This window comes from Mycobacterium sp. D16Q16, assembly GCF_002013745.1.
Taxonomy (GTDB): Bacteria; Actinomycetota; Actinomycetes; order Mycobacteriales; family Mycobacteriaceae; genus Mycobacterium.
In genome coordinates this window covers 144,433-171,397 of the sequence record NZ_MAEY01000004.1, presented here as the reverse complement: position 1 = coordinate 171,397, position 26,965 = coordinate 144,433, and the positions used below count along the sequence as shown (strand labels likewise).

General features: G+C 64.5%; 30 protein-coding genes. 22 read left to right on the top strand and 8 right to left on the bottom strand.

The genetic code is table 11. The features are described 5' to 3' along the window. The first annotated feature begins 12 nt into the window (after positions 1 to 12). From rplN to rplO, 15 genes are all read left to right on the top strand, one after another. A complete protein-coding gene (gene rplN / locus B4394_RS05290) occupies positions 13 to 381 on the top strand; it encodes a 50S ribosomal protein L14 (protein WP_078288388.1) in 369 nt (122 codons plus the stop codon). Beyond that, positions 382 to 699 carry a 50S ribosomal protein L24 gene (gene rplX / locus B4394_RS05285; protein ID WP_078288387.1) on the top strand — a complete coding sequence of 106 codons (318 nt, stop codon included), beginning with the start codon at positions 382 to 384 and terminating at the stop codon, positions 697 to 699. Further along, complete coding sequence (gene rplE / locus B4394_RS05280; protein WP_078288386.1) at positions 699 to 1,280, top strand: 50S ribosomal protein L5; 582 nt, start codon at positions 699 to 701, stop codon at positions 1,278 to 1,280. The genes rplX and rplE overlap by 1 nt, the downstream gene beginning before the upstream one ends. Next, positions 1,280 to 1,465 (top strand): type Z 30S ribosomal protein S14, encoded by a 186-nt coding sequence (locus tag B4394_RS05275; RefSeq protein ID WP_078297704.1) that lies wholly within the window; start codon positions 1,280 to 1,282, stop codon positions 1,463 to 1,465. The genes rplE and B4394_RS05275 overlap by 1 nt, the downstream gene beginning before the upstream one ends. Positions 1,466 to 1,587: 122 nt before the next feature. Beyond that, positions 1,588 to 3,105, top strand: a complete 1,518-nt coding sequence (locus B4394_RS05270; protein ID WP_078308972.1) for a carboxylesterase/lipase family protein — start codon at positions 1,588 to 1,590, stop codon at positions 3,103 to 3,105. A 48-nt stretch (positions 3,106 to 3,153) separates the two neighbouring features. After that, entirely contained in the window at positions 3,154 to 5,169 is a 2,016-nt protein-coding gene (locus B4394_RS05265) for an acyltransferase family protein (RefSeq protein WP_078308563.1), read from the top strand. 412 nt (positions 5,170 to 5,581) lie between these two features. Then, positions 5,582 to 6,109 carry a hypothetical protein gene (locus B4394_RS05260; RefSeq protein ID WP_078308973.1) on the top strand — a complete coding sequence of 176 codons (528 nt, stop codon included), beginning with the start codon at positions 5,582 to 5,584 and terminating at the stop codon, positions 6,107 to 6,109. 57 nt (positions 6,110 to 6,166) lie between these two features. Further along, entirely contained in the window at positions 6,167 to 7,519 is a 1,353-nt protein-coding gene (gene gdhA, locus B4394_RS05255; protein ID WP_078314436.1) for an NADP-specific glutamate dehydrogenase, read from the top strand. A gap of 56 nt (positions 7,520 to 7,575) precedes the next feature. Continuing rightward, positions 7,576 to 8,067, top strand: a complete 492-nt coding sequence (locus tag B4394_RS05250; RefSeq protein ID WP_078314435.1) for an MBOE_33420 family protein — start codon at positions 7,576 to 7,578, stop codon at positions 8,065 to 8,067. 265 nt (positions 8,068 to 8,332) lie between these two features. Further along, positions 8,333 to 8,731, top strand: a complete 399-nt coding sequence (gene rpsH / locus B4394_RS05240; RefSeq protein WP_078288382.1) for a 30S ribosomal protein S8 — start codon at positions 8,333 to 8,335, stop codon at positions 8,729 to 8,731. A 15-nt stretch (positions 8,732 to 8,746) separates the two neighbouring features. Beyond that, positions 8,747 to 9,286, top strand: coding sequence for a 50S ribosomal protein L6 (gene rplF, locus B4394_RS05235; protein WP_078288381.1), 540 nt, complete (start codon positions 8,747 to 8,749; stop codon positions 9,284 to 9,286). A 2-nt stretch (positions 9,287 to 9,288) separates the two neighbouring features. Continuing rightward, positions 9,289 to 9,696 (top strand): 50S ribosomal protein L18, encoded by a 408-nt coding sequence (rplR, locus tag B4394_RS05230; protein ID WP_078288380.1) that lies wholly within the window; start codon positions 9,289 to 9,291, stop codon positions 9,694 to 9,696. 28 nt (positions 9,697 to 9,724) lie between these two features. After that, entirely contained in the window at positions 9,725 to 10,390 is a 666-nt protein-coding gene (gene rpsE / locus B4394_RS05225) for a 30S ribosomal protein S5 (protein WP_078308566.1), read from the top strand. Next, positions 10,383 to 10,565 carry a 50S ribosomal protein L30 gene (gene rpmD, locus B4394_RS05220; RefSeq protein ID WP_070938530.1) on the top strand — a complete coding sequence of 61 codons (183 nt, stop codon included), beginning with the start codon at positions 10,383 to 10,385 and terminating at the stop codon, positions 10,563 to 10,565. Before rpsE ends, rpmD begins: the two co-directional genes overlap by 8 nt. Next, entirely contained in the window at positions 10,566 to 11,006 is a 441-nt protein-coding gene (gene rplO, locus B4394_RS05215) for a 50S ribosomal protein L15 (protein ID WP_078288379.1), read from the top strand. A 114-nt stretch (positions 11,007 to 11,120) separates the two neighbouring features. Here rplO and B4394_RS05210 read toward each other — a convergent pair whose 3' ends face one another. Genes B4394_RS05210 through B4394_RS05200 form a run of 3 tightly spaced genes read right to left on the bottom strand, consistent with a single transcriptional unit; the run spans position 11,121 to position 14,458 of the window. Next, a complete protein-coding gene (locus B4394_RS05210; RefSeq protein ID WP_078308567.1) occupies positions 11,121 to 12,047 on the bottom strand; it encodes an LLM class flavin-dependent oxidoreductase in 927 nt (308 codons plus the stop codon). Positions 12,048 to 12,066: 19 nt separating this feature from the next. Continuing rightward, a complete protein-coding gene (locus B4394_RS05205; protein WP_078308568.1) occupies positions 12,067 to 12,870 on the bottom strand; it encodes a hypothetical protein in 804 nt (267 codons plus the stop codon). Between the two features lie 7 nt (positions 12,871 to 12,877). Then, the gene (locus B4394_RS05200) at positions 12,878 to 14,458 is read right to left on the bottom strand and encodes a sensor domain-containing protein (RefSeq protein WP_078314433.1); all 1,581 of its coding nucleotides are present in this window, start codon (positions 14,456 to 14,458) and stop codon (positions 12,878 to 12,880) included. A gap of 105 nt (positions 14,459 to 14,563) precedes the next feature. On the opposite strand from B4394_RS05200, the gene sppA reads away from it, so the two are divergent. Next, on the top strand, positions 14,564 to 16,315 hold the full coding sequence (gene sppA / locus B4394_RS05195) for a signal peptide peptidase SppA (protein WP_078314431.1): 1,752 nt from the start codon (positions 14,564 to 14,566) through the stop codon (positions 16,313 to 16,315). 84 nt (positions 16,316 to 16,399) lie between these two features. Further along, a complete protein-coding gene (locus B4394_RS05190) occupies positions 16,400 to 17,539 on the top strand; it encodes an AI-2E family transporter (RefSeq protein ID WP_078308974.1) in 1,140 nt (379 codons plus the stop codon). Here B4394_RS05190 and B4394_RS05185 read toward each other — a convergent pair. Beyond that, positions 17,536 to 18,453 (bottom strand): class I SAM-dependent methyltransferase, encoded by a 918-nt coding sequence (locus B4394_RS05185; protein ID WP_078314429.1) that lies wholly within the window; start codon positions 18,451 to 18,453, stop codon positions 17,536 to 17,538. The two genes, B4394_RS05190 and B4394_RS05185, sit on opposite strands and share 4 nt — an antisense overlap. 164 nt (positions 18,454 to 18,617) lie before the next feature. Here B4394_RS05185 and B4394_RS05180 point away from each other — a divergent pair, with 164 nt between their 5' ends. The 5 genes from B4394_RS05180 (at position 18,618) to map (ending at position 23,555) form a co-directional block, all read left to right on the top strand. Next, a complete protein-coding gene (locus B4394_RS05180) occupies positions 18,618 to 19,484 on the top strand; it encodes a hypothetical protein (RefSeq protein WP_078314610.1) in 867 nt (288 codons plus the stop codon). Beyond that, complete coding sequence (locus tag B4394_RS05175; RefSeq protein ID WP_078308572.1) at positions 19,481 to 20,746, top strand: hypothetical protein; 1,266 nt, start codon at positions 19,481 to 19,483, stop codon at positions 20,744 to 20,746. Before B4394_RS05180 ends, B4394_RS05175 begins: the two co-directional genes overlap by 4 nt. Before the next feature lie 129 nt (positions 20,747 to 20,875). Next, on the top strand, positions 20,876 to 22,204 hold the full coding sequence (gene secY / locus B4394_RS05170; protein WP_078288371.1) for a preprotein translocase subunit SecY: 1,329 nt from the start codon (positions 20,876 to 20,878) through the stop codon (positions 22,202 to 22,204). Next, on the top strand, positions 22,201 to 22,746 hold the full coding sequence (locus B4394_RS05165) for an adenylate kinase (protein ID WP_078288370.1): 546 nt from the start codon (positions 22,201 to 22,203) through the stop codon (positions 22,744 to 22,746). The genes secY and B4394_RS05165 overlap by 4 nt, the downstream gene beginning before the upstream one ends. Before the next feature lie 14 nt (positions 22,747 to 22,760). After that, positions 22,761 to 23,555: a type I methionyl aminopeptidase gene (map, locus tag B4394_RS05160; protein ID WP_078314427.1), complete on the top strand. Its 795-nt coding sequence runs from the start codon at positions 22,761 to 22,763 to the stop codon at positions 23,553 to 23,555. Between the two features lie 3 nt (positions 23,556 to 23,558). On the opposite strand, the gene B4394_RS05155 is transcribed toward map, so the two are convergent. From B4394_RS05155 to B4394_RS05140, 4 genes are read right to left on the bottom strand one after another with little or no spacing between them, the layout of a single operon-like run. After that, positions 23,559 to 24,434 carry a DUF4190 domain-containing protein gene (locus B4394_RS05155; protein ID WP_078314425.1) on the bottom strand — a complete coding sequence of 292 codons (876 nt, stop codon included), beginning with the start codon at positions 24,432 to 24,434 and terminating at the stop codon, positions 23,559 to 23,561. A 45-nt stretch (positions 24,435 to 24,479) separates the two neighbouring features. Further along, positions 24,480 to 25,097, bottom strand: coding sequence for a dTDP-4-dehydrorhamnose 3,5-epimerase family protein (locus tag B4394_RS05150; RefSeq protein WP_078308575.1), 618 nt, complete (start codon positions 25,095 to 25,097; stop codon positions 24,480 to 24,482). 1 nt (position 25,098) lies between these two features. Continuing rightward, positions 25,099 to 26,094 (bottom strand): dTDP-glucose 4,6-dehydratase, encoded by a 996-nt coding sequence (gene rfbB, locus B4394_RS05145; RefSeq protein WP_078308576.1) that lies wholly within the window; start codon positions 26,092 to 26,094, stop codon positions 25,099 to 25,101. A 20-nt stretch (positions 26,095 to 26,114) separates the two neighbouring features. Next, positions 26,115 to 26,939, bottom strand: coding sequence for an LLM class F420-dependent oxidoreductase (locus tag B4394_RS05140; protein WP_078314423.1), 825 nt, complete (start codon positions 26,937 to 26,939; stop codon positions 26,115 to 26,117). Between the last annotated feature and the right edge of the window lie 26 nt (positions 26,940 to 26,965).

The following is a 26,965-nucleotide window of genomic DNA, read 5'->3' as shown; positions in this document are numbered from 1 at the left end:
TAGGAGAGACCAGTGATTCAGCAGGAGTCACGGCTGAAGGTCGCCGACAACACCGGTGCCAAGGAGATCTTGTGCATCCGCGTGCTCGGTGGCTCGTCGCGACGCTACGCCGGGATCGGGGACATCATTGTGGCGACCGTCAAGGACGCCGTCCCCGGAGGCACCGTCAAGCGTGGTGACGTCGTCAAGGCCGTCATAGTCCGTACCGTCAAAGAGCGTCGCCGCCCGGATGGCAGCTACATCAAGTTCGATGAGAACGCCGCTGTCATCATCAAGGCCGACAACGACCCGCGTGGTACCCGCATCTTCGGGCCCGTCGGTCGCGAGCTTCGCGACAAGAAGTTCATGAAGATCGTTTCGCTCGCCCCGGAGGTGCTGTAAATGAAGGTGCACAAGGGCGACAACGTTCTCGTCATCGCCGGCAAGGACAAGGGCGCCAAGGGCAAGGTCATCGCGGCCTACCCGGAGCGCAACCGTGTCCTCGTCGAGGGCGTGAACCGTATCAAGAAGCACACCGCGCAGTCGGCCAATGAGCGTGGCGCGCAGTCCGGCGGGATTGTTACCCAGGAGGCCGCCATCCACGTATCGAACGTGATGGTGATCGACTCCGACGGCAAGCCGACCCGTATCGGCTACCGCATCGACGAAGAGACCGGCAAGAAGGTCCGTATCTCCCGCCGCAACGGGAAGGACATCTGATGACCACCACCGAAAACACTCAGCCCCGTCTGAAGGCTCGCTACCGCGAAGAGATCAAGACCGCGCTGAACGAAGAGTTCAAGTACGCCAACGTGATGCAGATCCCGGGCGTCGTGAAGGTCGTCGTCAACATGGGTGTGGGTGACGCCGCGCGTGACGCCAAGCTCATCAACGGCGCCGTCACCGACCTGGCCGCTATTACGGGCCAGAAGCCGGAGATCCGCAAGGCTCGCAAGTCCATCGCACAGTTCAAGCTGCGTGAAGGCATGCCGATCGGTGCCCGCGTCACGCTGCGCGGAGACCGCATGTGGGAGTTCCTGGACCGCCTCGTGTCCATCGCGCTGCCGCGTATCCGCGACTTCCGCGGCCTGTCGCCCAAGCAGTTCGACGGCAAGGGCAACTACACCTTCGGTCTCACCGAGCAGTCGATGTTCCACGAGATCGACGTGGACTCCATTGACCGTCCGCGGGGCATGGACATCACCGTCGTCACCTCGGCGACCACCGACGACGAGGGGCGGGCGCTGCTGCGGCAACTCGGCTTCCCCTTCAAAGAACTTGAGCAGGGAGCGAAGAAGTAATGGCGAAGACTGCGCTGGTCAATAAGGCCAACAAGAAGCCTAAGTTCGCAGTACGCGGGTACACCCGGTGCAACCGGTGTGGACGCCCGCACGCCGTGTTCCGCAAGTTCGGCCTGTGCCGAATCTGCTTGCGGGAGATGGCACACGCCGGCGAGCTGCCCGGCATCCGCAAGAGCAGCTGGTAAACCTCTGCACCATAGGCCGGGACTTTCGAGTCCCGGCCTATTGGCGTCTCTGTAATGGCCGTGAAGCCCTGCCGGGCTCCACGGCCATTACGCTTGCGGCCGTGCCAGTGAAGCGTGACGTGATGCCGCGGTTGTTGGTTGTGCTGGTTGCACTCGTGGCCGCTGTGGTGTCGTGCAGCCCCACCACGGCCGCGGATCCGACGATCGTCAACACCCGCGCGGGTGCCGTGCGTGGGCACACCGACGACGAAGTACGTGTCTTCACCGCCATCCCTTATGCGGCGCCACCGGTCGGCGCGCGACGATTCACCGCGCCGGAGCCTGTCGCGCCGTGGTCGGATACCCGTGATGCGACGGGCCCCGGCGTCGAATGCCCGCAGCCGGGAGCCGAGAGCGATCTGACCCAGAACGAGGACTGCCTGGTTCTCAACGTCACCATGCCGCGGCACACCCAGGGGAAAGTGCCGGTGCTGGTGTGGATTCACGGCGGCGCATTCATCTCCGGTAATGGTGTCGGCTACAACGCGCGAAAGCTGGCCGCCGAGGGCGGAATCGCCGTCGTCACCATCAACTACCGACTAGGGACGTTGGGGTTCTTGGCTACTCCGGGTCTGTCCGATGTGATCGGCAACTACGGGCTGCTGGATCAGGAGGCCGCGCTGCGATGGGTGCGCGACAACATCGCCGCGTTCGGAGGCGATCCCGGGCAGGTAACCATCGGCGGCCAATCAGCGGGCGGGGTATCGGTGTGCGACCTGATGGTGGCGCCGAGCGCCGCCGGGCTGTTCCGATCCGCGATCATGGAGAGCGCTCCATGCCAGGCGCAGGCCCCGGTCTCTTCTGCCGTCCGCGATAGTGCGGCCTACGCGGCCGAGGTGGGTTGTCCGGCCGGGCCCGGCACCGCCGGTTGCTTGCGCGCACTATCGGTCGACGCGCTGCGGGATTCGCCGCAGTTCACCGGCATAGGGCTGCCGGTGAGCCCGGTGACCGGGACGCCAGAGCTTCCGGCGCCGCCACTGGATGCGTTCACCAGCGGCTTGGCCTCGCCCGTCCCTGTCCTCATCGGCAGCAATGCCAACGAGGCCACGGTGTTTGAGGCACAGCAGTACCAGCACAAGCCCGTGCCGAGTACCGCCGAGGAGTATCAGCGCGTGCTCGAAAGCAAGTACGCGGACAGGGCTGCCGAACTCGCACGGAGATATCCCCTGTCCGGGTTCGGTGGAAATGTGCTCGCCGCGCTCGCGGCGATCGACACCGATAACAGCTACGCGTGCCCGACCCTCGGTCTGGCCGAGGCGTTGGCCAGAAAGACGCCGGTGTACGCCTACGAATTCGCCGACCCTGCCGCGCCGGTAGATCAGCAGTACCGGGACGCGCCGTTGCCGCTGGGGGCCTCGCACGGTTCGGAATTGGGATATCTGTTCGATCTGTCGAGGTCGTTGAGTCAGGAATCCGCTGCCCTGTCCACACGAATGATCCAGTACTGGACACAGTTCGTGAAGACCGGGAATCCGAACGGTGACGGCCAACCTGAATGGCCCAAATATCTATCCGGAGGTGCGTTCCTGCGCCTGGCGCCGCCAACGCCACAGCCGGGAGAAGGTTTCGCCAGCACCCATCAGTGCGGTTACTGGCGGTAGCGGCTGCTCCAGGCGAATCTGGAAACGCTCGTCATCTAGAATCGGCCGGTGGTTGACCGCCGTCGCGACATTCAAGGGTTGCGGGCGGTAGCCGTTCTCCTCGTCGTCGCCTATCACAGCGGTCTGCCCGTCTCCGGCGGATTCGTCGGTGTCGACGTCTTCTTCGTGATCTCTGGATTCGTGATCACCCGACTGCTGCTGCGTGAGACCGATCGGGCGGGGCGCATCAACGTGCGGCGCTTCTACGCACGCCGGGTGCGGCGTCTGCTGCCCGCGCTCGCGCTCCTGATTATCGTGGTGCTCCCGGTGACCGCCGTCATCCAAAGTCCGCTGGGGTCAATGCAGGTCGCGGCGCGAACCGCCGCGGCCGCGGCGTTGTTCGTCTCGAACGCGGTGCTTTTCCTGGAACCCTCGGGCTACTTCGCCGCGCCGGCGGCGATGAATCCCTTCCTGCACACCTGGTCGCTGGCAGTCGAGGAGCAGTTCTACCTGATATTCCCGGGCCTGATGGTGCTGGCCGCCTATGTGGCAACGCGGCGGCGGGCCAGTCGGCTGGTCGTCACGTTCTCGCTGCTTCTGGCGCTGTCGGTGGCATCGCTGCTGCTCGCGATCTACCTGACGGCCAGCGATGGTCTCCCTTTTCACGCGCACAACGCGGCATTCTCGTTTTACAGCTCGCCCACGCGCGCATGGGAATTCGGTGTCGGTGCGCTGATCGCGCTGGGGGAGAGCCGGATACGCCGATGGAGCAGTAGGGCGGCGTTGCCGATCGCCGTCCTGGGTGCGGCCGGTGTCCTGTGGGGCGCCGTCGGGATATCGGCGACGGACCCGTTTCCGGGAATCAACGCGCTGGTCCCGGTGCTGGGCTCGGGCCTGCTGATCGTCGCGGGGTCGGTGTCGGTGCAGCAGCCCATCGGCTGGGTGCTGTCCTCGGCGCCGATGCAATGGATCGGGGACTTGTCCTATAGCTGGTACCTGTGGCACTGGCCGGTCATCGTCTTCACCAACAATCTGTTGAGTGCCGAGTATCGGTGGGTGGTGCCCTGTGCGGGGGTGCTCTCGCTGCTTCCGGCCTGGTTGTCGAAGCGCTACGTCGAAGATCCGATTCGCGCGGGTCGAAAGCTGGCCGATCTTCGGGCGCCGCGGCTCGCGGCGACCTCCGTCGGATTGGCGGTGCTCGTTTCGGTGGTGACATTCGGTGCCGCACAGATAGCCACACCCGCGATTCGTGACGCGCGTGCGCAGCGAGCGGCCCATCTGGATGTCGTCCGAGGGTGCATCGGCAACATGCCGGATGACGAAAAGACTCGTCTGGACTGCCTGTGGCCCGGAGGCGGAGACGTCGATTCGCGGTCGGTCGTCCTTGTCGGTGATTCCAACGCCGGACAGTTCGCCGAGGCGCTCATCCCGGCGGCGACACAGCAAAACCGGACGATGATCCTCGCGACAAACGCCGCCTGCCCCTTCGTTGAGCTCGTCCTCGATCCCTCACCGTCCGGCTGCATCGATTTCGTGCGGGGTTGGACGAGCGCGCTGGCGGCCGTCCGGCCGGGGCTGGTGGTGATCGCCTCCGCATCAAGCGATTACTTCCTGGCCGATCAACATGTCCGCTTCCGGCTTCCCGATACGCAGGAATGGGTCGGCGATGATGCCGGTAAGGGCCGGTTGTGGCAGCAGGGGATGGCGGCTGTGCTGCAGAAGCTGTCGGGGGCGCGGGTCCCCGTGGTCGTCGTGCATACCTTGCCGCATTTCGTGAACTGGGATTTGTACAAATGCCCGGGTTACGAGGTCTGGACATCCCCCTCCCACTGTGGCCGCACCGTCGCGTTGGCGGACATTCAGCGCCAGCAGAACATCGCGATGGCGGCCGAGCAGCGTGCCGCCGGTGGACTTCCCGGGGTGTCCACCGTTGATCTGGGTTCAGCGATGTGCCCGGGCGGCGTATGCCGCACCAATCTGGGTGCGCGCTGGGTGGCGCGCGACGGCGGGCACATCACGGTGGGCGAAGCTCAACGACTGCAGCCGGAATTCACGCGCCTCATCGCTGAGCACGCTCGTGCGTGAGTCGACGAGCACGACGTGACACGCGGTACCCCAGCCCAACCTCGCCGGCCCAGATGATTCCGAGTCAGCAACCTCCTCTGCTGTGCCGGAGGGTGCGCGAGAGTCGAGACCGGCGTGCGTTTCAATTCCGGGTCATGTGATCGGATACTTTGCTGCCGATTCGGCGCTGTGCGTGTGTCATGCGGTGGGGAACGTTCTGGGGCTGTGGCCTGTGCAGGAGTTCTCTGCGCAGTGTTGTGCATCTCGCAACGAACGGCTGAGTTAGCGACGGTGGTCCAGCTGGTATACCTTTGTGATGCCGCATTGCTGATAGTCCGGCAGTGGCTCGACAAACTCGCTGATCTGGAGGGTTGGGCAGCGAGAGGGGTCGAAGAAATCATGTCTGAGCAAATTATGACGAATGGACACACCGATGCAGGTCTCGCAGGGTCGACGAGAAATCACCAAGGTGCGGTTGCGCACAACCGGCGTGGCAGCGCTCGCAGCGCTGGCCCTTGTGGCACTTCCCGGTGTGGCCAGTGCCGACCCCGAGGTACTGCAGTCCACTGATCAGCTCGGCCTGCGGTTCGAGAAGACCAGCACTCCGCAGCCGGAGGGGGCAACGACCACCATCACGGTGCGCACCGCCGACGGCAAGGTTGTGCAGACGATCTCCGAGCCGTTCAAGGGCTGGCTTAACGGCGCGGCGGTCGAGTTGCGCGACATCGATCAGGACGGGCGTGACGATCTGCTCGTTCAGGTAGACGCACGCGTCAAGGACGGGAAGTGGGCGATCTGGCACGCGTCGGGTAGCAACCCGAAGCTGTCGCGCGTCGGCGTCGTCGACGGGCATCCGGTGCCTGCCGGACCCGGTGTGATCGAGACGGAGACCGAGCAGGGCACGTTCTTCTACACCATCAAGGGCAACGCACTGGCCATCGTGCCCGCGCCTGCCGCGTAGTCTCGCGGTTTGATACCGCCTCGTTAGCCAAATGTGCTGTGGTGCACTCTATTAGGTATGCCAGAGGCTTTGCACCCCGTCTTTCAGCCGCGTTTCGAAACCGTTCTCGCACGTAACCCGGGAGAGGCAGAATTTCAGCAGGCTGTTTTCGAGGTGATGGCCAGTCTGACTCCTCTGGTGGGCAAGACGCCGGACTACGGCCGCTGGTCGATTCTGGAACGGATCTGTGAGCCAGAGCGGCAGATCATCTTTCGCGTCCCATGGATCAGGGACGATGGCGCTGTCGAGATCAACCGCGGCTACCGGGTGGAGTTCAACTCCGCGCTCGGCCCCTACAAGGGTGGTCTGCGCTTCCACCCGAGCGTGAACCTGTCGATCGTGAAATTCCTTGGCTTCGAGCAGATGTTCAAGAACGCGCTGACCGGACTGCCCATCGGCGGCGGCAAGGGCGGATCCGATTTCGATCCCAAGGGCCGCTCCGACGCCGAAATCATGCGCTTCTGTCAGTCCTTCATGACTGAGCTCTATCGGCACATCGGCGAATACACGGATGTGCCCGCCGGCGATATCGGCGTGGGCCAGCGTGAAATCGGGTATCTCTTCGGGCAGTACAAGCGCATCACCAATCGCTACGAATCCGGTGTGCTGACGGGTAAGGGGTTGCCCTGGGGCGGATCTCAGGTGCGCACCGAAGCCACCGGCTATGGAGTCGTACTTTTCGCTGAGGAGATGCTCGCAACCCGTGCACAATCGCTGGCCGGGAAGACAGTGGTGGTGTCCGGCGCGGGGAATGTCGCGATCTACGCCGTGGAGAAGGCGCAGCAGCTGGGCGCGAAGGTCATCGCCTGCTCGGACAGCGACGGCTACATCGTGGACGAGCGGGGCCTGAATCTCGAACTCCTCAAGGAGATCAAGGAGGTCCGGCGGGGCCGGCTCTCCGAGTATGTCGCCGAGCACGGCGGGGGAGCGCGCCAGATCACCGACGGCACCCTCTGGGAAGTGCCCTGCCAGGTCGCGCTGCCGTGCGCCACTCAGAACGAACTCGACGGCAAGGATGCCCGCAGGCTCATCGACAACGGTGTGCAGCTCGTCGCCGAGGGCGCCAACATGCCCTGCACACCGGAGGCGGTGAAGAACTTCCAGGACGCGGGGGTGCTGTACGCCCCCGGCAAGGCGTCGAACGCCGGTGGAGTGGCAACCAGTGCGCTCGAAATGCAGCAGAACGCCAGCCGCGACTCATGGTCGTTCGAGCAGACCGAAAACCGCCTGCAGTCGATCATGCGATCCATCCACGCCACCTGCATCGAAACCGCGGATCACTACGGGGACCCGGGGAACTATGTGACCGGCGCCAACCTGGCCGGATACACGCGTGTCGCCGACGCGATGGTCGCCCTCGGTGTCATCTGAGGAGCGTGTTCGATCGTTCGGCTCCGGTCGTGTGCGTGCTGTGTTATCAGTGACGTATGCGCAGGTGCGGCGGGTTGGTGCTCGCGGTCGTCGCGGCATTGTCTGGCGCCGGGGTGGCGCGCGCCGACCGGCCTGAGCCGGTGCCGCTGTACGGCACCTACGACACCTACCTGGATCATTCACGGCAGACATTCGAGGGCCGGCCGGATGCCTCGGACCCCTCAACGCAGGCGGCGAGCTTCACCACCCTGTGTGGCGCGCAGGGGTGCGTGGCGCATTGGTTGCGGCTGGCCGAGCTTGCCGACAATCCCCAGGCACCCGCGCTGTTCGACTATCGGTGGAACGGCGATCGATGGGAATCGTCCTCGGACTATCCGTTTCACTGCAGCGACGGCGGCGCGGTGATCGCGGCCAGATCCGACTTCCTGGTGCCGAACGGCGCTGGCAGCTTTTCGGGTGAGCGCACATTCACGGTCGGCGCACCGGGATGCCCGGATGATGGACCGGGTACCTACTGGCTGCCGTTCACGCTGACACCCACCGATTGACCGGTCGGCGGCACCGATTTGGTCCGTACGTCCAGGCCACCTACACTTGACCGGTTGCCTGGGCTGTGTTTCGCCCATGGCCGGTCGGTACGTGCTTTCGGGTTCTATGGATAGCACTACCGATGCACGACCCCTGACCGAACCCGGTCAGATACGGAAGATCACTTCGCAGTAGGCCCACCACGGGATGTACCAGGCCCTTTACGGGAACCGGTACGAGCGTGCTGTATGGGAACCGCGGCGAGAAAGGTTGATGGACTCTGTCATGACTATGACTGATCCGATCGCAGACTTTCTGACACGTCTGCGCAATGCCAACTCGGCATACCACGATGAGGTGACCCTGCCGCACTCGAAGATCAAGGCCAATATCGCCGAGATCCTCAAGCGCGAGGGCTACATCACCGATTACCGCACCGAGGACGCCCGCGTGGGCAAGAGCCTGGTTGTCTCGCTCAAGTACGGCCCTAGCCGTGAGCGCAGCATCGCTGGCCTGCGACGCGTGTCGAAGCCCGGTCTGCGTGTGTACGCAAAATCCACCAATCTGCCCAAGGTTCTCGGTGGCCTCGGCGTGGCGATCATCTCCACGTCCACTGGCCTGCTCACCGACCGTCAGGCGTCCCGACAGGGCGTGGGCGGCGAAGTCCTCGCGTACGTCTGGTAGGGGAGGACTACAAACATGTCACGTATTGGAAAGCAGCCAGTGCTGGTTCCCGCCGGAGTGGACGTCAACATCGACGGCCAGAACGTTTCGGTCAAGGGTTCCAAGGGCACACTCGAATTGACAGTGAGCGAGCCGATTTCGGTGTCGCGCAACGACGATGGCGCCATCGTGGTCACCCGTCCCGATGACGAGCGGCGCAACCGCTCGCTGCACGGACTGTCTCGCACCCTGATCGCCAACCTGGTGACGGGTGTGACACAGGGTTACACCACCAAGATGGAGATCTTCGGCGTGGGTTACCGCGTCGTCGCCAAGGGATCGAACCTGGAGTTCGCGCTCGGTTACAGCCACCCCGTGCTGATCGAGGCGCCCGAGGGCATCACGTTCGCGGTCGAGACCCCCACCAAGTTCTCGGTCAGCGGAATCGACAAGCAGAAGGTTGGCCAGATCTCGGCCAACATCCGCCGCCTGCGTCGCCCCGACCCCTACAAGGGCAAGGGCATTCGCTACGAGGGTGAGCAGATCCGCCGCAAGGTCGGAAAGACAGGTAAGTGACCATGGCTCAAACGAAGACAGAAGCGAAGCAGCACGAGCCCGTCGGCAAGAGCGTTTCGGAGGCGCGTCGGACCTCGCGTCTGCGCCGCCACGCGCGTCTGCGCAAGAAGGTGTCCGGTACGGACGCACGGCCTCGTCTGGTCGTCAACCGTTCGGCCCGCCACATCCACGTGCAGCTGGTCAACGATCTCACCGGCACCACACTGGCGGCGGCCTCGTCCATCGAGCCCGACGTGCAGGCAGTGGACGGCGACAAGAAGGCGCGCAGCGCTCGGGTCGGTCAGCTGATCGCCGAGCGTGCGAAGGCTGCCGGCGTGGACACCGTGGTGTTCGACCGCGGTGGCTACACCTACGGTGGCCGGATTGCCGCACTCGCCGACGCCGCCCGCGAGAACGGGCTGGTGTTCTGATGTTCGTGACTTTCAACGGAAGGAATGCATGATGGCGCAGCGCAATTCTGGCGCTCCCGATAATGCGGGCGGCGCCAACGATGGTCGCGATGGCGGCCGTGGACGCCGCGACAACCGCGACGACCGTCGTGGTGGGCGTGACAACGCCGAGAAGAGCAACTACCTGGAGCGCGTTGTCACCATCAACCGCGTCTCCAAGGTCGTCAAGGGTGGTCGCCGGTTCAGCTTCACCGCGCTGGTGATCGTTGGCGACGGTAACGGCCTGGTGGGCGTTGGCTACGGCAAGGCCAAGGAAGTTCCGGCCGCTATCGCCAAGGGTGTGGATGAGGCTCGCAAGAACTTCTTCCGCGTCCCGCTCATCGGCGGCACCATCGTCCACCCCGTTCAGGGTGAGGATTCCGCCGGTGTCGTCATGCTGCGTCCGGCCTCGGCCGGTACCGGTGTGATCGCCGGTGGTGCTGCTCGCGCGGTGCTGGAGTGCGCTGGTGTGCACGACATCCTGGCCAAGTCGCTGGGTAGCGACAACGCCATCAACGTGGTCCACGCAACCGTCGCGGCGCTCAAGCAGCTGCAGCGCCCCGAAGAGGTTGCGGCACGTCGCGGTCTGCCCATCGAAGATGTGGCACCGGCCGGCATGCTCCGGGCCCGTGCAGAGTTCGCAGCTGCGGCAGCACAGGGAGGCAGCCATGGCTGATCTGAAGATCACCCAGGTGCGCAGCACCATCGGATCCCGGTGGAAGCAGCGCGAATCGTTGAAGACACTGGGCCTGCGCAAGATTCGCCAGACCGTTGTCCGTGAGGACAACGCGCAGACCCGCGGCCTGCTCCAGGTGGTTCGCCACCTGGTCACCGTCGAGGACGTGAAGTAAATGACCATCAAATTGCATCATCTACGCCCGGCCCCGGGCTCCAAGACCGAGCGCACCCGCGTCGGTCGTGGTGAGGGGTCCAAGGGTAAGACCGCGGGTCGCGGTACCAAGGGCACCAAGGCACGCAAGAACGTGCCGGTGACCTTCGAGGGTGGGCAGATGCCCATCCACATGCGGCTCCCGAAGCTCAAGGGCTTCAAGAACCGCTTCCGTACCGAGTACCAGGTGGTGAACGTGGCCGACATCGAGCGGCTGTTCCCCGAGGGTGGCGACGTCACCATCGAGGCCCTGGTTGCCAAGGGTGCGGTGCGCAAGAACGAGCTGGTGAAGGTGCTCGGCAACGGCGACCTCAAGGTCAAGGTGTCGGTGACTGCCAACAAGTTCAGCGATGCGGCTCGTGAGAAGATCACCGCCGCAGGCGGCTCGGTCAACGAGGCCTAGTAACTGCTTTCTGGAGAGGGCGTCCACCTTCGGGTGGGCGCCCTTTCTGTTGCGCCGAGTGTGAAGCCAGGGCGACAATTCGGCCGCTTTTCCGCCCTGGCTTCACACTCGGTGTCAGGCCAGTTGCGGGATGACCTCGGCGGCAAGGCGTTCCATCTGCTCACGATCGGCCGCTACGTCCTCACCGACGGGATTGAGCAGGATCATCTCCGCGCCCGCGTCGGCGACCTCGCGCAGACCAGCCGCGACCTCATCGGCAGTGCCCCACACCGGCACAGCGTCAATGCCCGTCATCTCGCCATAAATCCGGTGCAGCCCTGCCTGGACACGCGCGTGGGCGAGGTCCCTGTCGTCGTCGATCATCAGGTAGACGCGCTTGCCGATCGGGAATCCGGCCGCGTCCTTCCCCTGGCCCTGCAACGCACTGTGAAGCTGCGTGACCGCCTCGGCGAAGGCAGCCGTTGTGGAGGATCCCGCGCCCAGGAAGGCGTCGCCATGGCGCACCGCGCGGGCGAGTGCGGCGGGCGCGTGCCCGCCAAACCAGATGGGCGGATGCGGACGCTGAACGGGCTTGGGCTGGATCGCCAGATCGTCGACATGCCGGAAGCGCCCAGGAAACGTGATGCGTTCCTGGTCTGACCACGCCAGCTTCATTAGATCGAGTCCCTCGGTGAAGCTCGCGATGAAGGTCGCCTTGTCCACACCGAACGCCGCGAAGTTGCGGGAACCGCCGCCCGGGGCGACCCCGATGTCCAGGCGCCCGTGACTGAGCCGGTCCACCGCTGTGATGGCGGAGGCCAGCTGTAGCGGATCATGTTGTGAGGCAACGAGTACCGCGACACCAAGGCGCAATCGCGTGGTGCATGCCGCCGCATAGGCCAGTAACTCCAGCGGCGCGATGATCGGCGACGCGCCGATGGTCTGTTCCAGGGTCCAGCCGCCTTCGAAGCCGAGGTCCTCGGCGCGTCTCAGATAGGAGCGGACGCCCTCGGCATCGAAGCCGCCGGTGTCGAACTGGGGAATCGAGATGGAGAACCGCATCCCACCACGGTACGTCCGGCTAGCGTTTCCGGTAGATATCGGCAACCCAGGCTTGCTTGCAGAATCGATCCTGTGCGGACGGTGGATCCACGCCCGCTTCCGCCAAGGCTTGGTTCGTCTTCTCGGCTTGTCCAGGGGGAACGTCGTCGTAGTTGAAGGAACACAACGTGTTTCCGTTGGTGTACCAGGTGCGGGCGGGATCGGGCGGATCCGGCCAGTCCGCCGCCTGCACGAAGAGGGAGCCGAGGCTCACCACCTTGTCGTTGACGAACCGGTAGAGGGATGCCCTTCCCGATCCGGCGCCGGTACTGGCGTAGAACGCGGCGAAGTGTTCGTCGGTCGTCCGGAAATCCGGATAACCGACTACCTGTCCCGCGTGAGAGAACTTCCCCGAATCCTTGTTGACCCGCCACACATCCAGGACATCGCCATCGGAGCCGACGGTGTCCACCACGACCAATTCATCGCGGCCGTCGCGATCCAAGTCGGCAAGAAGCGGCGGGGTTCGTTCCGGCTTGTTGACGGGAACGGTAAAGGTCTGCCGCTCGGTCCCATTGGGCTCGTACACCTTGATGGTGATGGGGGGTGTGCCCAGTACCTCGAACGTCAGCTTCGCCGAATCCTTGGATCGCAATACACAGTCCAGAGCCGGGTCTGGATCCGGCTCGATCGCTTGCGGCGTGATCGATGAGCACAGTGGCAGCGCATCGAGGCGGCTGGGCGCCGAGCTGGTCGGCGTTGCGGCGCGATGAATACCGCCGTGACTGCATGCCGTCAGGGTCATCCCCACGACGAAAAGTGCAGTGAAACCCCACTTTTTCATATGCGCCTCACCGTGCGCCCTGCCGGTACAGCGTTGGCACCCACGGCTGCAGGCAGAAATGTTCCGCGGCTGTGGCTGGGTCGACGCCGGCTGCGCGTAACGCATCCATCCGTGACCCCAGCGCTCCCGGCGGATCATCGGACACGTTCATCGCGCATTTGACGTTGGCGTTGAGGCGCCACTTCGGATCGTCGAGTGGCTTGTTGTCGACACGTCTTTGGGTGTCCAGCAGTGCCAGCACCGCCAACTTGTTGTCGACGAACCGGAACAGCGCTGCCACCCCGGCGTCGGCGCCGTTGCGCGAGAAGATTCCGATGAATCGATCGGAGGTCAGCCAGAATCTCGGGACCCCGAAAATCGTTCCGGTCATGTCGAACTGATCGGAGTTCGGCCGCGAGCGCCACACATCCATGAGATCGCCCGCGGGGTCGCCGGTTGCCCTGACCACCAGCAGCTCTTCGCGCTTGTCTTGATCCAGGTCCTGCAAGAAGGGCACGCGCTGCTGGAAGATCGAGTTGGGGACACGAATGGATTGCAGCTGTGCACCACTGCCGTTGAATACGCGGATGGTCCCGGCGGGGGTGCCCAGCACTTCGAAGATGACACCGCTGCCGTCCGAGGTGCGGATCGTGCAGTCGAGCGCCGGATCCGCTTGCGGATTCCCGGGCTGGGTCGGTGCGGTGTCGCAGGTGGGAAGTGCGGCCAATCGCCCGGCGTTCTGATCGGGCGGTGGCGGGGCATGTTTGGCGTTGGCAATGGTGGTGGCCATCAGCTGGTCCAGCAGACCGGCGTCGACCTGGTCGGTGCCTTCCACCTCGAACACGACCGAGCGCACCCTGGCGAGCAGAATGCGCTGTCCACGCACTCCAGAAGGCTGGGCACTCGCCGACGCGTCATCCAGGTCGGTGCTCGCACTGGTGTACACATAGGTCTGCACACCGTCGACGGTCGGACCGGGCGCGAAGGTGTCGGTGACGTGCCGATTCCGCACCTCCGGCTTGGCGAACGTCGGGAACGCCTTGTCGTACTGCCCGCACTTCTTGATCCAGGTGCTGGTCAACGCGAAGACGTCGGTGTTCTCGCGTTCACGATTCACGGTGACGATGATGTGGTTACCGTTCGGGTCCGCCTCGTGAAATGTCGAGGCCACGTAGTACAGGTTCCAGTCCGAGCCATCAGGAGTCCGCGAAAAGGACTTGCCGAAGGGCGTGTGCAGGCATTCGGGCGGACGCGTCTCACCATCGGTTTGTCCGTGCACGCCCAGCCCGGAACCGTCGTCGGAGGCGATATCCGGCGGACGGGTCGTTCCCTGCGCGGGGAAGTCGGCCTCCGTCGGCAGCAGGCTGGAGAGCTCGGCGTTGTTCCGCCCACCCAGATCGGTGTGATTGGGATGGAACTTTCCGCGGTATTCGGGAAACAAGCCGGGGTAGCTACGGGTGGGTGCTGCCGCGGTCGATGACGTCGATGGTGGCGGTGTGAATTCGCGTGACCCGGAGGTATCGATACACCCGGATACGGTCGTCACCGCGAGCAGCGCAGCGACCTGGGCCAATACTTTTTTGGCCACCATCTTCTGTGCACGTGTCATCGTTGCCCCTCCGCCAGCGAATGGCTTCGACCCTACGCGCCGAGTAGAACGGCAGCACGGATTTGTGGCCGGGAGCATTGCCGCATTCGTCGGTACGCTCAAGGCATGTTCGCTTTCACCACGCCCTCGGACGTCCACGATCTGCTGACCAAGGTCGACACCGCGCGTCACCGGGGCGTGCCGCGGGACTGCATCCTGGAGCTCGACCTGCTCGACGTCCCGCCGGAAGCCGTCAGCTTCGATCCGCTGGGCCTCGTGTTCTCCGGGGCGAGTAGGCCCCTGTCGCTGCGGCACACCATCGCCGCCATCCACCGGGCGATTGACGATCCGCGGGTCGCCGGTCTCATCGCCCGTGTGCAGATCCCTCCAGCCGCCGCCGGAGCTGTGCAGGAGCTGCGGGCCGCCGTCGAGGCATTCAGCGCCGTCAAGCCGAGCGTCGCATGGGCCGAGACCTACCCGGGCACCCTCGCCTACTACCTGGCATCGGCGTTCGGTGAGGTGTGGATGCAGCCCTCCGGCACGGTGGGACTCATCGGATTCGCGGCCAACGGGACCTTCCTGCGCGGCGCTCTCGATAAGGCCGGGGTGGAAGCGCAGTTCCTCTCCCGTGGTCAATACAAGTCGGCGGCAAATCTTTTCACGGAAGACGGCTACACCGAGGCGCAGCGGGAGGCCGACGGGCGACTGCTGGAGAGCCTGTCCGAACAGGTTCGCGACGGCGTCGCCGCATCGCGGAAGCTGGAACCGGCCGATGTGGACGCCCTGGCAGACCGGGCGCCACTGCGGCGCACCGATGCGGTGGTCGCCGGATTGGTCGATCGCATCGGATATCGCGACGAGGCGTACGCCCGCATCGCCGAAGTGACCGGCGTCAAGGCCGACAAAGAACCCCCGCTGCTGTATCTGGCGCGCTACGCCCGGGCCACCCGGCCACAGGTGCCGAGCCTGCCCGCCCTGCCCGGCCGTCCGTCGCGGCGGACCATCGGCGTGGTCACCCTGGCGGGACCGATTGTGAGCGGCCGCAGCGGGCCCCGGCTCTTCCCGCCGGGGCCGGCCAGCGGAGGTGACGTGATCGCCGAGGCGCTGCGCGATGCCGTCGCCGACGATTCGGTGGCCGCCATCGTGTTGCGTGTGGACAGCCCCGGTGGTTCGGTCAACGGCTCGGAAACCATTTGGCGAGAAGTGATCCGGGCGCGTGAGGCGGGCAAGCCAGTGGTGGCGTCCATGGGTGCCGTCGCGGGATCGGGTGGCTATTACGTCGCCATGGGTGCCGACGCGATCATCGCCAATCCGGGGACCATTACCGGGTCCATCGGCGTGATCACCGGAAAGTTCATCACTCGCGGACTCAAGGAGAAGCTCGGCGTCGCGTCGGCCACATTGCGCACCAACGCCAACGCCGACGCGTGGTCGAGTAATGAACCCTTCACCGACGAGCAACGTGATCTCGTCGAGGCCGAGATCGACATGCACTACGACGATTTTGTGCAGCGGGTCGCCGACGGACGAAATCTGACCATCGATGCCGTGAAAGCGGTTGCGCAGGGCAGGATCTGGTCGGGCAGGGATGCGTTGGAGCACGGCCTCGTCGATGAGCTCGGCGGATTTCGTGACGCGGTGGCCAAGGCCAAGGAACTCGCGGACATCGATGCCGACGACGAGGTTCGGATCGCGAGCTTCCCGAGTTCGCCGCTCACCTCGCTGTTGCGGCAGCGCGCGTCGTCGCAACCCGCCGCCGCGGCCGTGACCGATGCGGTGCTGGGGCGAGTGGCGCAGCTGGCTGTGGAGACGGTGCAGCGCGCCCAGCGATCGATCGGCAGTGCACAGGCCATGATGATGGGCGACTACCGCTTCTAGTCGCGCGGCACCAGCATGTTTCGCCAGGACCGGGGCTGACACCGACTAACGTATCGGGTGCAGCTGCCGGCGGAAGGGCGTGGCGTGAACACCGAACTGACCGTGTTTCAGAAACGTGTGCTCGCCGTTCTCACCGGTGTGGGCATCGCCGTCGGCATCTACTTTCTGCGCGGCTACTTCATCCTGATCGTCGTCGCGGCGGTGGCCGCATATCTGTTCACGCCGCTGTATCGGCGCCTGGGTCGCCGATTCGGATCGGGTGTGGCCGCCACGCTGACGCTGCTGTGCGCGCTGGGATCGGTGGTGGTTCCGCTCGGTGCGCTGGTTTACGTTGCGACGGTTCAGATCACCCGCATGGTCGACAGTGTCTCGAACTGGGTGGGGGACACCGATATGACCACACTCGGGCAGAAGGCGTTCGCGGTGATCAACGATGTCTTGGCCCGGATCCCATTCGTGCACGTCCAGCTGACCCCGGACAGCTTGCGGCAGTCGATCGCGTCATTGGCGGAGAACGTTGGGCAAGGGCTGCTGCAGGTGCTGCAGAGCGCCGTCGGCAGTGTTGCGGCGGCGGTCGCGGCCTGCATCATCTTCCTGTACGTGTTTGTCTCGCTCCTGGTCAAACAGGACAAGGTGCTCACCCTGCTGCGGCAGCTCAATCCGCTGGGGGAGGAGATCACCGATCTGTATCTCGACAAGATCGGTGCAATGGTGCGTGGAACAGTCAAGGGCCAGTTCGTCATTGCGATGGCGCAGGGTGTCGCGGGCGCCGCGTCGATCTACGTGGCCGGCTTCCAACAGGGTTTCTTCTTCTTCGCGATACTGCTGACCGCGTTATCGATCATCCCGCTGGGGGGTGGCATCGTGACGATTCCCTTCGGCATCGGCATGATCCTCTTCGGGCACCCCGTCGCTGGACTATTCGTCATCGCCTGGCACCTGCTGGTGGTGTCCAACATCGACAATGTGCTGCGCCCCTTCCTCGTACCGCGCGGCGCACGCCTGGACCCCGCATTGATGCTTCTAGCGGTCTTCTCGGGTATCGCGGCCTTCGGATTCTGGGGGATCGTGCTGGGCCCGGTGCTGATGATTGTCATCGTGACCACGATCGACATGTATCTCGCTGTTTATAAAGGAGTTCCGTTTGCGAACTCCGATACCGACGAGCCGCAGGTGCCGAGGCGGGCCTGGTGGAAATGGGGCCGCTCGCGCGTGGCGAGCTAGCCCAGCATCGCGTCGACGTACACGATGTTGGGGAATATCGTGCGCAGCAAAGGGTTCGGCGGATCTAGGTTGAGCCGCGCGTAGAGTGCGTCGTTCTCCTCGGTGACCACCGACCAGCCGTGTTCGGCCAGCCAATCCGCGGCCATTTGACGCTCTTCGGTGTAGACGAGTGACTCCATATCCAAATCCAGTGTGTCGCCCGCGAATTGGCGGGTGAGTTCGCGGGCCTTGGAGAAGTCGGCGGTCTCCAGGCCGGGAACCTGCTCACATACGAGGCGGCTACCCGGTGCGCTGAGCTCGGTGACTGAGGCGAACAACCGATCCTGTGCCTCCGGGGGCAGATAGATCAGCAGTCCTTCGGCAGACCACACCGTCGGTTGTCCAGGGTCGAAACCGGCCGCTTTCAAGGCGGTTGGCCAATCGTCGCGCAAGTCGATCGCCACAGTGCGCCGGTTGGCGCTCGGTGAGGCTCCCAACTCGGCCAGGGTGTCGGTCTTGAACGCGATCACATCCGGCTGGTCCAGCTCGTACACGGTGGTACCGGCCGGCCAATCCAGGCGATAGGCCCGGGTGTCGAGTCCCGACGCGAGGATGACGACCTGGTGTACTCCCGCGGCGGTGGCGGATTCGAAGGCGGTGTCGTAGTACCAGGTGCGGCTTGCCATCCCGTTGGCCATGCCGTCCGCGGTGATGCCCAGTTGCACCAGACCTGCCATCTGTTCGGGGTCGAAATCACCCGAGGCCAGCTTGGTGAAGTACTCGATGCCGACCGCACGCACCAGCGGCTCCGCGTAGGGATCGTTGATCAAGGCATTGGGCACTTGGCTGGCCAGCGCGCGCTGCGCGGCCACCATCGTCGCCGTCGCTCCGACACTTGAGGCCAAGTCCCAGCTGTCGTCATCGGTCCGCGTCATCGAGGCTCCTTTGGAGGTTGTCGGGGTGCCCCGACCATAGTGCGCCGCTGTCTGCGATTGCGCACCCCCGGGCCTGTGGCCTGCGCAAATTCAGTTGCGCGCGACCCGTATCGAGGTGTTTGCTGTTCCGGCACTGAGGGCGGCCGAGATATCAGGAGGTGAACGTGGCCGAAACAGAAGTGCGGCCGTGTACGGCCGCCACCGGAGACAGCGTGATGAAGCTGCACCGGCGTTCCGTGACGCTCGACGGACGGTCCTACACGGTCATCACGCTGCGCGCGGATGCCGATGTGCGGTTCTCCACCAATCGGTTTCATGAGACCTGGCATGTGATCTCCGATGAGGCGGGCGCCAAGACGCTGGCCCGGCTGCTGTGGGGTCTGGCATATCAGCGGCACCCCGGCACGCTGGTGCTCATCGACCGTGCGCACCTCGAACCGAATCCGTTCGACGCCGAGACGGCGGACCCGATTGTGCTGCTGCCGTCGCATCTGACCGTACTCACCCGGCAGGCGGCACAGACATTGCGGGTGCAGCCGCCGGCCAAGCCTGAAGGCACCGTGCGCTGGCGCACCCATGGCCTGGACAGCTGGGTCGCCGAATTTCGTGAGTGGCGGGAAATGCCCAGTGGCCAACGGCAGTATCCGTACACACCCGAACCCACCGGGTGGGAGAGCGTCGAACGGATCGGCGGGGTACTTGTTTTGGCGGGCGGCCCGCAGACGTTGCGGCAATGGGCCACCCATGCCGAACTGATGCGCATCGGCGCGCCGTGGGACACGGATTACGAATATCTCGCCGATCGCGAAGGCGAGATCCAGATCTTCCTGAACTACCGCCGCGAGGTCGCCATCGCGAAACGAGCGCGAGCCGATGTCTTGTCCGCGCCGCATCCGACCGATATCTCGCAACTGCGAGAGCACATTTGGCTGCGGGCCGCGCAGATCCGAACTCAACTAACGGGAAATGCCGATGAACGCCCGGTGACCGGCCCCGAGTCACGGACGCGCGGTGGTAATTTCGGCCGGTGAAGGCGATGACCTGGATTGCTGCCGTCGTTTTATTCGTCGCAGCCTGGAACGTGAGCACTCCCGTCGCGCAGGCCGCACCCGGATGCCGCCAGCTGGATCCCGCGTTGCCCTGGTACGGCGAGGTCAGGGAGCGGTTGCAAGCCGCGATCGACGCCAACAGCACGTGCACCGGCACCTGGAAGCGCTCCACCACGGCGGTCGCGCTCTTCGACTGGGACAACACCGAGGTCAAGAACGACATCTCGGATGCGACCCTCGCGTGGATGCTGCGGCACAACAAGATCCGTCAGCCCGGCGACTGGCACGCCACCAGCCGACACATCACCGAAGTGGCGGCCACCGCGCTGCGCGAGGCGTGCGGCACCACAACCCCCGCTGGACAGCCGCTGGCCACCTCAACCAACGCCGCATGCGCCGACGAGATCCTGGCGGTCCGCGAGGGCAAGACCCATGACGAGCAGGAAGCCTTCACCGGATACAACCAGCGCTGGAGCAATGGCGCCTACGTGTGGACAGTCGCGCTGACCGCCGGGTACACCGCCGACGAGGTCGCTCAATTCGCGCAGGCGGCCAAGCGCGAGAACCTGGACGCGCCGATCGGAGCCACCCAGACCATCGGCACCACCACCGTGCCGGGGTATGTACGGGTATATCCGCAGATCAAGGACCTCATTGCCACGCTGCAGGCGCACGGTGTCAGCACCTGGGTGATCTCGGCGTCGTCGGAGGTGGTCGCCAAGGTGTGGTCACCGGAAATCGGAATCCCCACAAACCAGGTGATCGGGGTGCGCAGCGTCTACGACACCAACGGGCGGCAGACCCCGCACGTCAAGGGCTGTGGCGGACAGCCCGACGGTGCCGACACCGTCATCACCTATGTCGACGGCAAACGCTGCTGGGCTAACCAGGTGGTCTTCGGCGTGCAGGGACCCGCCGCATTCGAGCCCTACGACGCCAACAAGCGGCAGATTCTCGCCGCCGGGGACTCGACCACCGACGTCACCTTTGTCGACGACGCCACCGCCGCGCACCTCGTCATCAATCGGAACAAGACCGAGCTCATGTGCCGGGCCTATGACAACGCCGACGGCAAATGGTTGGTCAACCCGATGTTTATCGATCCCTATCCGCAGCATGTGGACCCGTACCTGTGTGCGACCGACGGCAGGACCAACCCGGACGGCAGCACAGGGCCGCTGCTTCGTTCCGATGGCACGGTCGTCCCCGACCAGAAGGACACCGTCTTCTCCACCGGTTCGTAGCGAACTGTTAGTCTCGTATCCGGCCCGGGCGTGCCCTGACGGCCGCCGAAACGGTTACCCAACGCTGGGATCACCAGCTGATTCATCTAGCAGATCACATGGCGAGCTGCAGGATGCGCAGGAGGATGTGTGCTTTCCGCTTTTGTCTCTGCTCTCAGGACAGCTGACCTGAGGCGGAAGATCCTCTTCACGATCGGGATCGTGTTCATCTATCGGCTTGGTGCGACGCTGCCGTCTCCCGGGGTGAACTACGCCAACGTGAAGTACTGCGTTGAGCAGGTCAGCAGTGGAGATTCGGCGCAGCTCTACTCGCTGATCAACCTGTTCTCGGGTGGTGCGCTGCTGCAGTTGTCGGTCTTCGCGGTCGGCGTCATGCCGTACATCACCGCCAGCATCATCGTTCAGCTGCTCACCGTGGTCATTCCCCGGTTCGAGCAGCTGCGCAAGGAAGGCCAGTCGGGCCAGGCCAAGATGACGCAGTACACCCGCTACCTGTCGGTCGCGCTGGCACTGCTGCAGTCCACCTCGATCGTCGCGCTCGGTGCCAGCGGAAACCTGCTGCAGGGCTGTGACCGCAAGGACGAGATTGTCTCGGACCAGTCGATCTTCTCGCTGACCGTGATGGTTCTGGTCATGACCGCCGGATCCACCTTGGTGATGTGGCTCGGTGAGATGGTCACCGAACGCGGAGTCGGCAACGGCATGTCGCTGCTGATCTTCGCCGGTATCGCGGCCCGGATCCCCGCCGAGGGCAAGACCATCCTCGACAGCCGTGGCGGTGTCACCTTCGCCGCCGTCTGTGTGGCGGCGCTTCTCATCGTGATCGGTGTCGTGTTCGTCGAACAGGGCCAGCGCCGCATCCCCGTCCAGTACGCCAAGCGCATGGTGGGACGGCGCATGTACGGCGGCACCTCCACCTACTTGCCGCTGAAGGTCAACCAGGCCGGTGTTATCCCGGTCATTTTCGCCTCCTCGCTGTTGTACATCCCGGGTCTCATCACGCAGCTCGTGCGCAGTGGCGGGAAGGACAAGACCGGCTGGTGGGATCGATTCGTCAGCACGTACCTGACCGACCCCAGCAACTACTGGTACGTCGCGATCTACTTCACGCTCATCGTGTTCTTCACGTTCTTCTACGTGTCGATCACCTTCAACCCCGATGAGCGCGCCGACGAGATGAACAAGTTCGGTGGCTTCATTCCCGGTATCCGTCCCGGACGTGCCACCGCCGACTACCTGCGTTACGTGCTCAACCGCATCACGTGGCCAGGCTCGATCTACCTGGGTATCATCGCGATCTTGCCGAACCTGTTCCTGCAGATCGGGAACTCCGGCGGTATGCAGAACCTGCCATTCGGCGGAACTGCGGTGCTGATCATGATCGGTGTCGGCCTCGATACTGTGAAGCAGATCGAAAGCCAGTTGATGCAGCGTAACTACGAAGGGTTCCTCAAGTGAGAGTGGTGTTACTCGGCCCGCCAGGGGCAGGCAAAGGTACGCAGGCACAACTGATTTCGGAGAAGTTCGGCATTCCGCAGATCTCTACGGGCGACCTGTTCCGGTCGAACATCAGTGAGGGCACCGAGCTGGGAATCCAGGCCAAGCAGTACCTGGACGCCGGCGATCTGGTGCCCAGCGAGGTCACCAACAAGATGGTCGAAGCGCGCCTCGACGAGGCGGACGCCGCGGACGGATTTATCCTCGACGGATTCCCGCGCACCGTGGACCAGGCGGATGCGCTGGCCGCGATGGAAGAGGCCCGCGGCGTCAAGATCGACGCCGTGCTGGAGTTCCGGGTGCCGGTAGAAGAGCTCGTGCAGCGACTGCTGGGCCGTGGCCGCGCCGACGACACCGAGGATATTATTCGCAATCGCCTCAACGTGTACCGCGACGAGACCGCACCGCTGCTGGAGTACTACCAGAGCGTGCTGCAGACCATCGATGCCGTCGGCACGGTGGACGAAGTGTTCGCGCGGACATCGCAGGCTCTGGGCCGGTAGTAGGCGAGGTAGCAGTGGGGCTGTTCGGCCGCAAGAAGACGGTGGAGCAGCGCACCACCGGAGAACTGGATGCCATGGCTGCCGCGGGCGCCGTCGTGGGCGCCGCATTGGTCGCCGTGCGTGATGCCGCAAAGGCCGGTGTTTCGACGCTGGAATTGGACAAGGTCGCCGAGTCCGTGATCCGGGATGCCGGCGCGGTGCCGTCGTTCCTGGGTTACCACGGTTTCCCGGCGTCGATCTGCTCCTCGGTCAATGATCAAGTGGTTCATGGAATACCTTCGGCGACAGCGATCTTGGCTGAGGGCGACCTGGTGTCCATCGACTGCGGTGCGATTCTGGACGGGTGGCACGGGGATTCCGCGTGGACCTTTGCGGTCGGGACAGTCATTCCCGTCGACGAGGCGTTGTCGGAAGCCACCCGGTTGTCGATGGAGGCCGGTATCGCGGCGATGATCCCGGGGAATCGGCTCACCGATGTGTCCCATGCGATCGAGCTGGGCACCCGGGCGGCGGAGAAGCAGTTCGACCGGGCATTCGGAATCGTGGACGGCTATGGCGGCCACGGCATCGGCCGTTCGATGCACCTGGATCCGTTCTTGCCCAACGAGGGAGCCCCCGGCAAGGGGCCGCTTCTCGGGGTGGGGTCGGTGCTCGCCATCGAGCCGATGCTCACGCTGGGAACCACGCAGACCCGGGTGCTGGCCGATGATTGGACCGTTGTGACTACCGACGGCTCCCGGGCCGCGCATTGGGAGCACACGGTGGCCGTCACCGAGGACGGCCCCCGCATTCTGACATTGCGCCCGTAGCAGCTACTGGCCCTTGATGGATGCAGTGCGCTCGGTGGTGAAGACGGCCACGCAGGCGATCGCGTGATCACCCTGTGTCCAGGAACGTTTGGTGGGGTAGAGGTAGGTGATCTCGACCCCGTCGTCTTCGAATGCACTGGGAGAGTAGCTTTCTAGCGCGGTACTGCAGCCCTCATTGCCCTTTTCGTCCAGCTCGGACTGCGCGGGCACCGAGGATCCGTACAGCGGTAGCAGTGCGTAGACCTCTGCCTTGTGTGGCTGAGAGCACGGGATGGCCTTAGTCGTCGTGTAGTAGTCCTTGTCGCCGAGATCGGCGACGCAGTCGCCCACGCGCAACTTGGTGACGTCCATATCGCCGGACTGGGTGACGTGTCCGGATTCGTCGCGTTTGGGCTGGTTGCCGATGCCCACCGCGATGATGACGATCGACGCGACGACCCACAGGGAGCCGAGCACGATGCCCGCGATGGCCATTCCGCGGCCGTTCTGACCGGTTCGTTTGATCTGATTCAGGCCCAGGACGCCGAAGATGATGCCCAGGATGCCGCCCAGGCAGGGGACGATGCCGAAGATCAGCGCCGTAATGGCGAATCCGTTGGTGCTTCGCGCGCTTTCGACGGGCGGATAGGAGCCCGCCGCGGGATAGCCGTATGGCGCAGCGGGGTATCCCGGAGGCGGCGGCGGGTATCCCGCCGGGTCAGCCTGGGGGTATGGCGGATACGGCTCGGCGCCCGCGGGCCCAGCCGGGGGAACGGGTGGATATCCGCCCGCCGGTGGCGGCCCGACCGGTGGGTACCCGGGGCCCGTTGGCGTCGGGTACTGCGGGTACTCCGGCGGCCCGGGATCCGAGGGCGGCGGCCCGGAAGGCGGTTGCGTCATGTAGGGACTTTAGCAAACACGCGGTGGCGTGGATAGATTCGTCGATCAGTGAGAGAGGCTCTCCAGGAAGGCCTCAACCTCGCTGGCGACCGGGAGTAGGCCCGAGTCTCTGGCATCGATTAATGATGGTGCGGCACTGTCTTTTTCGGAGACAACCAGTGACAACTCGGTGCCGTCGGGGCGGCTGGTCGGCCATGCGATCCCGACAGTGGGATCCAGCGGATTGACGCCGTGCTCACGGCCCGGGGCGTATCCGGCGGAGCACAGGTAGACCACCGTCGAGTCGTCCTCGAGTGCCAGGAACCCGTGGCCCACCCCTTCCGGCACATATACGGCGCGGCGGTCCTGGGGGTCGAGAAGTACTGCGTCCCAGGCGCCGAACGTCGGTGACCCCACGCGGATGTCGACCACGACGTCATACACGGACCCCGTCAGGCAGGCGACGTACTTGGCTTGTCCCGGCGGCACGTCGGCGAAGTGTATTCCGCGTAGTGACCCGGCCGCCGATACCGAGCAGTTGGCTTGTTGCAGGTCGAACGGGTGGCCTATGGCCTCGGCAAGCGCTGCGCCCTTGAACAATTCGAGGAACACGCCCCGGCTGTCGTGATGCTGCACCGGGGTGATCTCGAAGGCGCCGGGTACCGATAGTTCACGGATCTTCACGTCACTGCCCCCTCGCGGCGTATTGCGATTCCACGGCATCTTTGATGGGACGCCACCAATCCGCGTTGTCCCGATACCACTCGATGGTGGCGGCCAGCCCGCCGGTGAAATCGCCATGTGTTGGCTTCCAGCCCAATTCATCACGCAGCGGTGTCGGATCGATGGCATAACGCAGGTCATGGCCGGCGCGATCGGTGACGTGGTCGAAATCGTCCGGCGACTTGCCCATGAGTTCGAGAATGGTGCGCAGCACCGACAGGTTGTCTCGTTCTCCGTCTGCTCCAATGAGATACGTACGTCCGATGGCGCCCGCCTCGATGATGCGCCATACCGCGCTGTTGTGGTCGTCGACGTGAATCCAGTCCCGAACATTGGCGCCGGCACCGTAGAGGCGTGGCCTGCGATCCGTGAGGATGTTGGTGATTTGTCGCGGAATGAACTTCTCCACATGCTGATACGGCCCGTAGTTGTTGGAGCAGTTGGAGATCGTCGCGCGGATGCCGAACGATCTCATCCAGGCGCGCACCAGCAGATCCGCCGAGGCCTTGGTCGCCGAGTACGGGCTCGACGGGTTGTACGGGGTGGTCTCGGTGAACCGATTCGGGTCATCGAGTTCGAGGTCGCCGAACACCTCGTCGGTGGAGATGTGGTGCAGCCGCACGTCGTGGCGCCGCACCGCCTCCAGTAGGGTGTAGGTGCCAATGATGTTGCTGCGCAAGAATGGTGATGGGTCGGCGAGCGAGTTGTCGTTGTGCGTTTCCGCGGCAAAATGCACCACGACGTCATTGTCGGCGACCAGCCGTTCCACCGTCTCGGCGTCACAGATATCGCCCTGTACCAGCTCGACCGAGGCGGCGACCGGGGCCAGCGATTCGCGAGTGCCTGCGTAGGTCAGTGCGTCGAGGACCGTCACCGAGACGTCGGGGCGCTCCCGGACGGTCGCATGTACGAAGTTGGCTCCGATGAAACCGGCGCCGCCGGTCACCAAAATTCGCATGCACTCACCCTAGTAGGGGATTACCGAAGCGTGTCCGCCAACGAGGTCAACGTGTCGACCAACCCCTTGTCACCCAGAACTTGGATGAGCACCTGGTCTGCGCCGGCGTCAAGGTGTTCGTGCAAACGCGCGGCGATTTCTTCGGCGGTTCCGTGCGCCACCACGGCGTCGATGAATGTGTCACTTCCCGGCGACGTGACGTCCTCGTCGCTGAAACCGAGTCTCTTCCAGTTGTTTACGTAGTTACTCAGCTGGAGATAGAAATCCACGGTGCGCCGGCCGATTGCCCGTGCGCTCTCCGGGTCGGTACTGAGCACCACCTTGTGCTCGGGAACGAGCAGGGCGTCCGGACCGATGATCGCTCGAGCCTCTCGGGTGTGCTCTGGTGTCGTCAGGTAGGGGTGCGCGCCCGCGGTCCGGTCCGCGGACAGCTTCAGCACCTTGGGTCCGAGTGCGGCCAGCGCCCGGCGGTCCCTCGGCACGCCCGCGGCATCCAGCCCGTCCAGGTATTCGACAAGGGCGTCGTACGGTTTGCGGTACTCGGCCGATGCTTCGGGATGCCCGGCGCCCACGCCGAGCAGGAACCGCCCGGGGTAACTCGCTTCGATGCGATGGAAAGCGGCGGCTATCTCCTCGACGGGCGAGGTCCAGATGTTCACGATGCCGCTCGCGACCGTGAGATTCTCGGTCGCTTCGAGCAGCGGCTCTACGTACGCAAGATCTGAGGTGAACACGCCCCCGATCCATACCGAGCCGTAGCCGAGATCCTCGATGGCCTTCGCCTGCTCCGGTGTGACCGGACCGCCGTTCCAAATTCCATACCGGTTGAGGTTCGATTCGCCCATGTCGCGTCCCAACTTCGCAGGAGGTG

Bases quoted from the DNA above. Each gene is read 5' to 3' on its own strand.
- rplX (WP_078288387.1), top strand. From the start codon at position 382: ATGAAGGTGCACAAGGGCGACAACGTTCTCGTCATCGCCGGCAAGGAC.
- rplE (WP_078288386.1), top strand. From the start codon at position 699: ATGACCACCACCGAAAACACTCAGCCCCGTCTGAAGGCTCGCTACCGC.
- B4394_RS05275 (WP_078297704.1), top strand. From the start codon at position 1,280: ATGGCGAAGACTGCGCTGGTCAATAAGGCCAACAAGAAGCCTAAGTTC.
- B4394_RS05270 (WP_078308972.1), top strand. From the start codon at position 1,588: ATGCCGCGGTTGTTGGTTGTGCTGGTTGCACTCGTGGCCGCTGTGGTG.
- B4394_RS05260 (WP_078308973.1), top strand. From the start codon at position 5,582: ATGCAGGTCTCGCAGGGTCGACGAGAAATCACCAAGGTGCGGTTGCGC.
- gdhA (WP_078314436.1), top strand. From the start codon at position 6,167: ATGCCAGAGGCTTTGCACCCCGTCTTTCAGCCGCGTTTCGAAACCGTT.
- B4394_RS05250 (WP_078314435.1), top strand. From the start codon at position 7,576: ATGCGCAGGTGCGGCGGGTTGGTGCTCGCGGTCGTCGCGGCATTGTCT.
- rpsH (WP_078288382.1), top strand. From the start codon at position 8,333: ATGACTATGACTGATCCGATCGCAGACTTTCTGACACGTCTGCGCAAT.
- rplF (WP_078288381.1), top strand. From the start codon at position 8,747: ATGTCACGTATTGGAAAGCAGCCAGTGCTGGTTCCCGCCGGAGTGGAC.
- rplR (WP_078288380.1), top strand. From the start codon at position 9,289: ATGGCTCAAACGAAGACAGAAGCGAAGCAGCACGAGCCCGTCGGCAAG.
- rpsE (WP_078308566.1), top strand. From the start codon at position 9,725: ATGATGGCGCAGCGCAATTCTGGCGCTCCCGATAATGCGGGCGGCGCC.
- rpmD (WP_070938530.1), top strand. From the start codon at position 10,383: ATGGCTGATCTGAAGATCACCCAGGTGCGCAGCACCATCGGATCCCGG.
- rplO (WP_078288379.1), top strand. From the start codon at position 10,566: ATGACCATCAAATTGCATCATCTACGCCCGGCCCCGGGCTCCAAGACC.
- B4394_RS05210 (WP_078308567.1), bottom strand. From the start codon at position 12,047: ATGCGGTTCTCCATCTCGATTCCCCAGTTCGACACCGGCGGCTTCGAT.
- B4394_RS05205 (WP_078308568.1), bottom strand. From the start codon at position 12,870: ATGAAAAAGTGGGGTTTCACTGCACTTTTCGTCGTGGGGATGACCCTG.
- B4394_RS05200 (WP_078314433.1), bottom strand. From the start codon at position 14,458: ATGACACGTGCACAGAAGATGGTGGCCAAAAAAGTATTGGCCCAGGTC.
- sppA (WP_078314431.1), top strand. From the start codon at position 14,564: ATGTTCGCTTTCACCACGCCCTCGGACGTCCACGATCTGCTGACCAAG.
- B4394_RS05185 (WP_078314429.1), bottom strand. From the start codon at position 18,453: ATGACGCGGACCGATGACGACAGCTGGGACTTGGCCTCAAGTGTCGGA.
- B4394_RS05155 (WP_078314425.1), bottom strand. From the start codon at position 24,434: ATGACGCAACCGCCTTCCGGGCCGCCGCCCTCGGATCCCGGGCCGCCG.
- rfbB (WP_078308576.1), bottom strand. From the start codon at position 26,094: ATGCGAATTTTGGTGACCGGCGGCGCCGGTTTCATCGGAGCCAACTTC.
- B4394_RS05140 (WP_078314423.1), bottom strand. From the start codon at position 26,939: ATGGGCGAATCGAACCTCAACCGGTATGGAATTTGGAACGGCGGTCCG.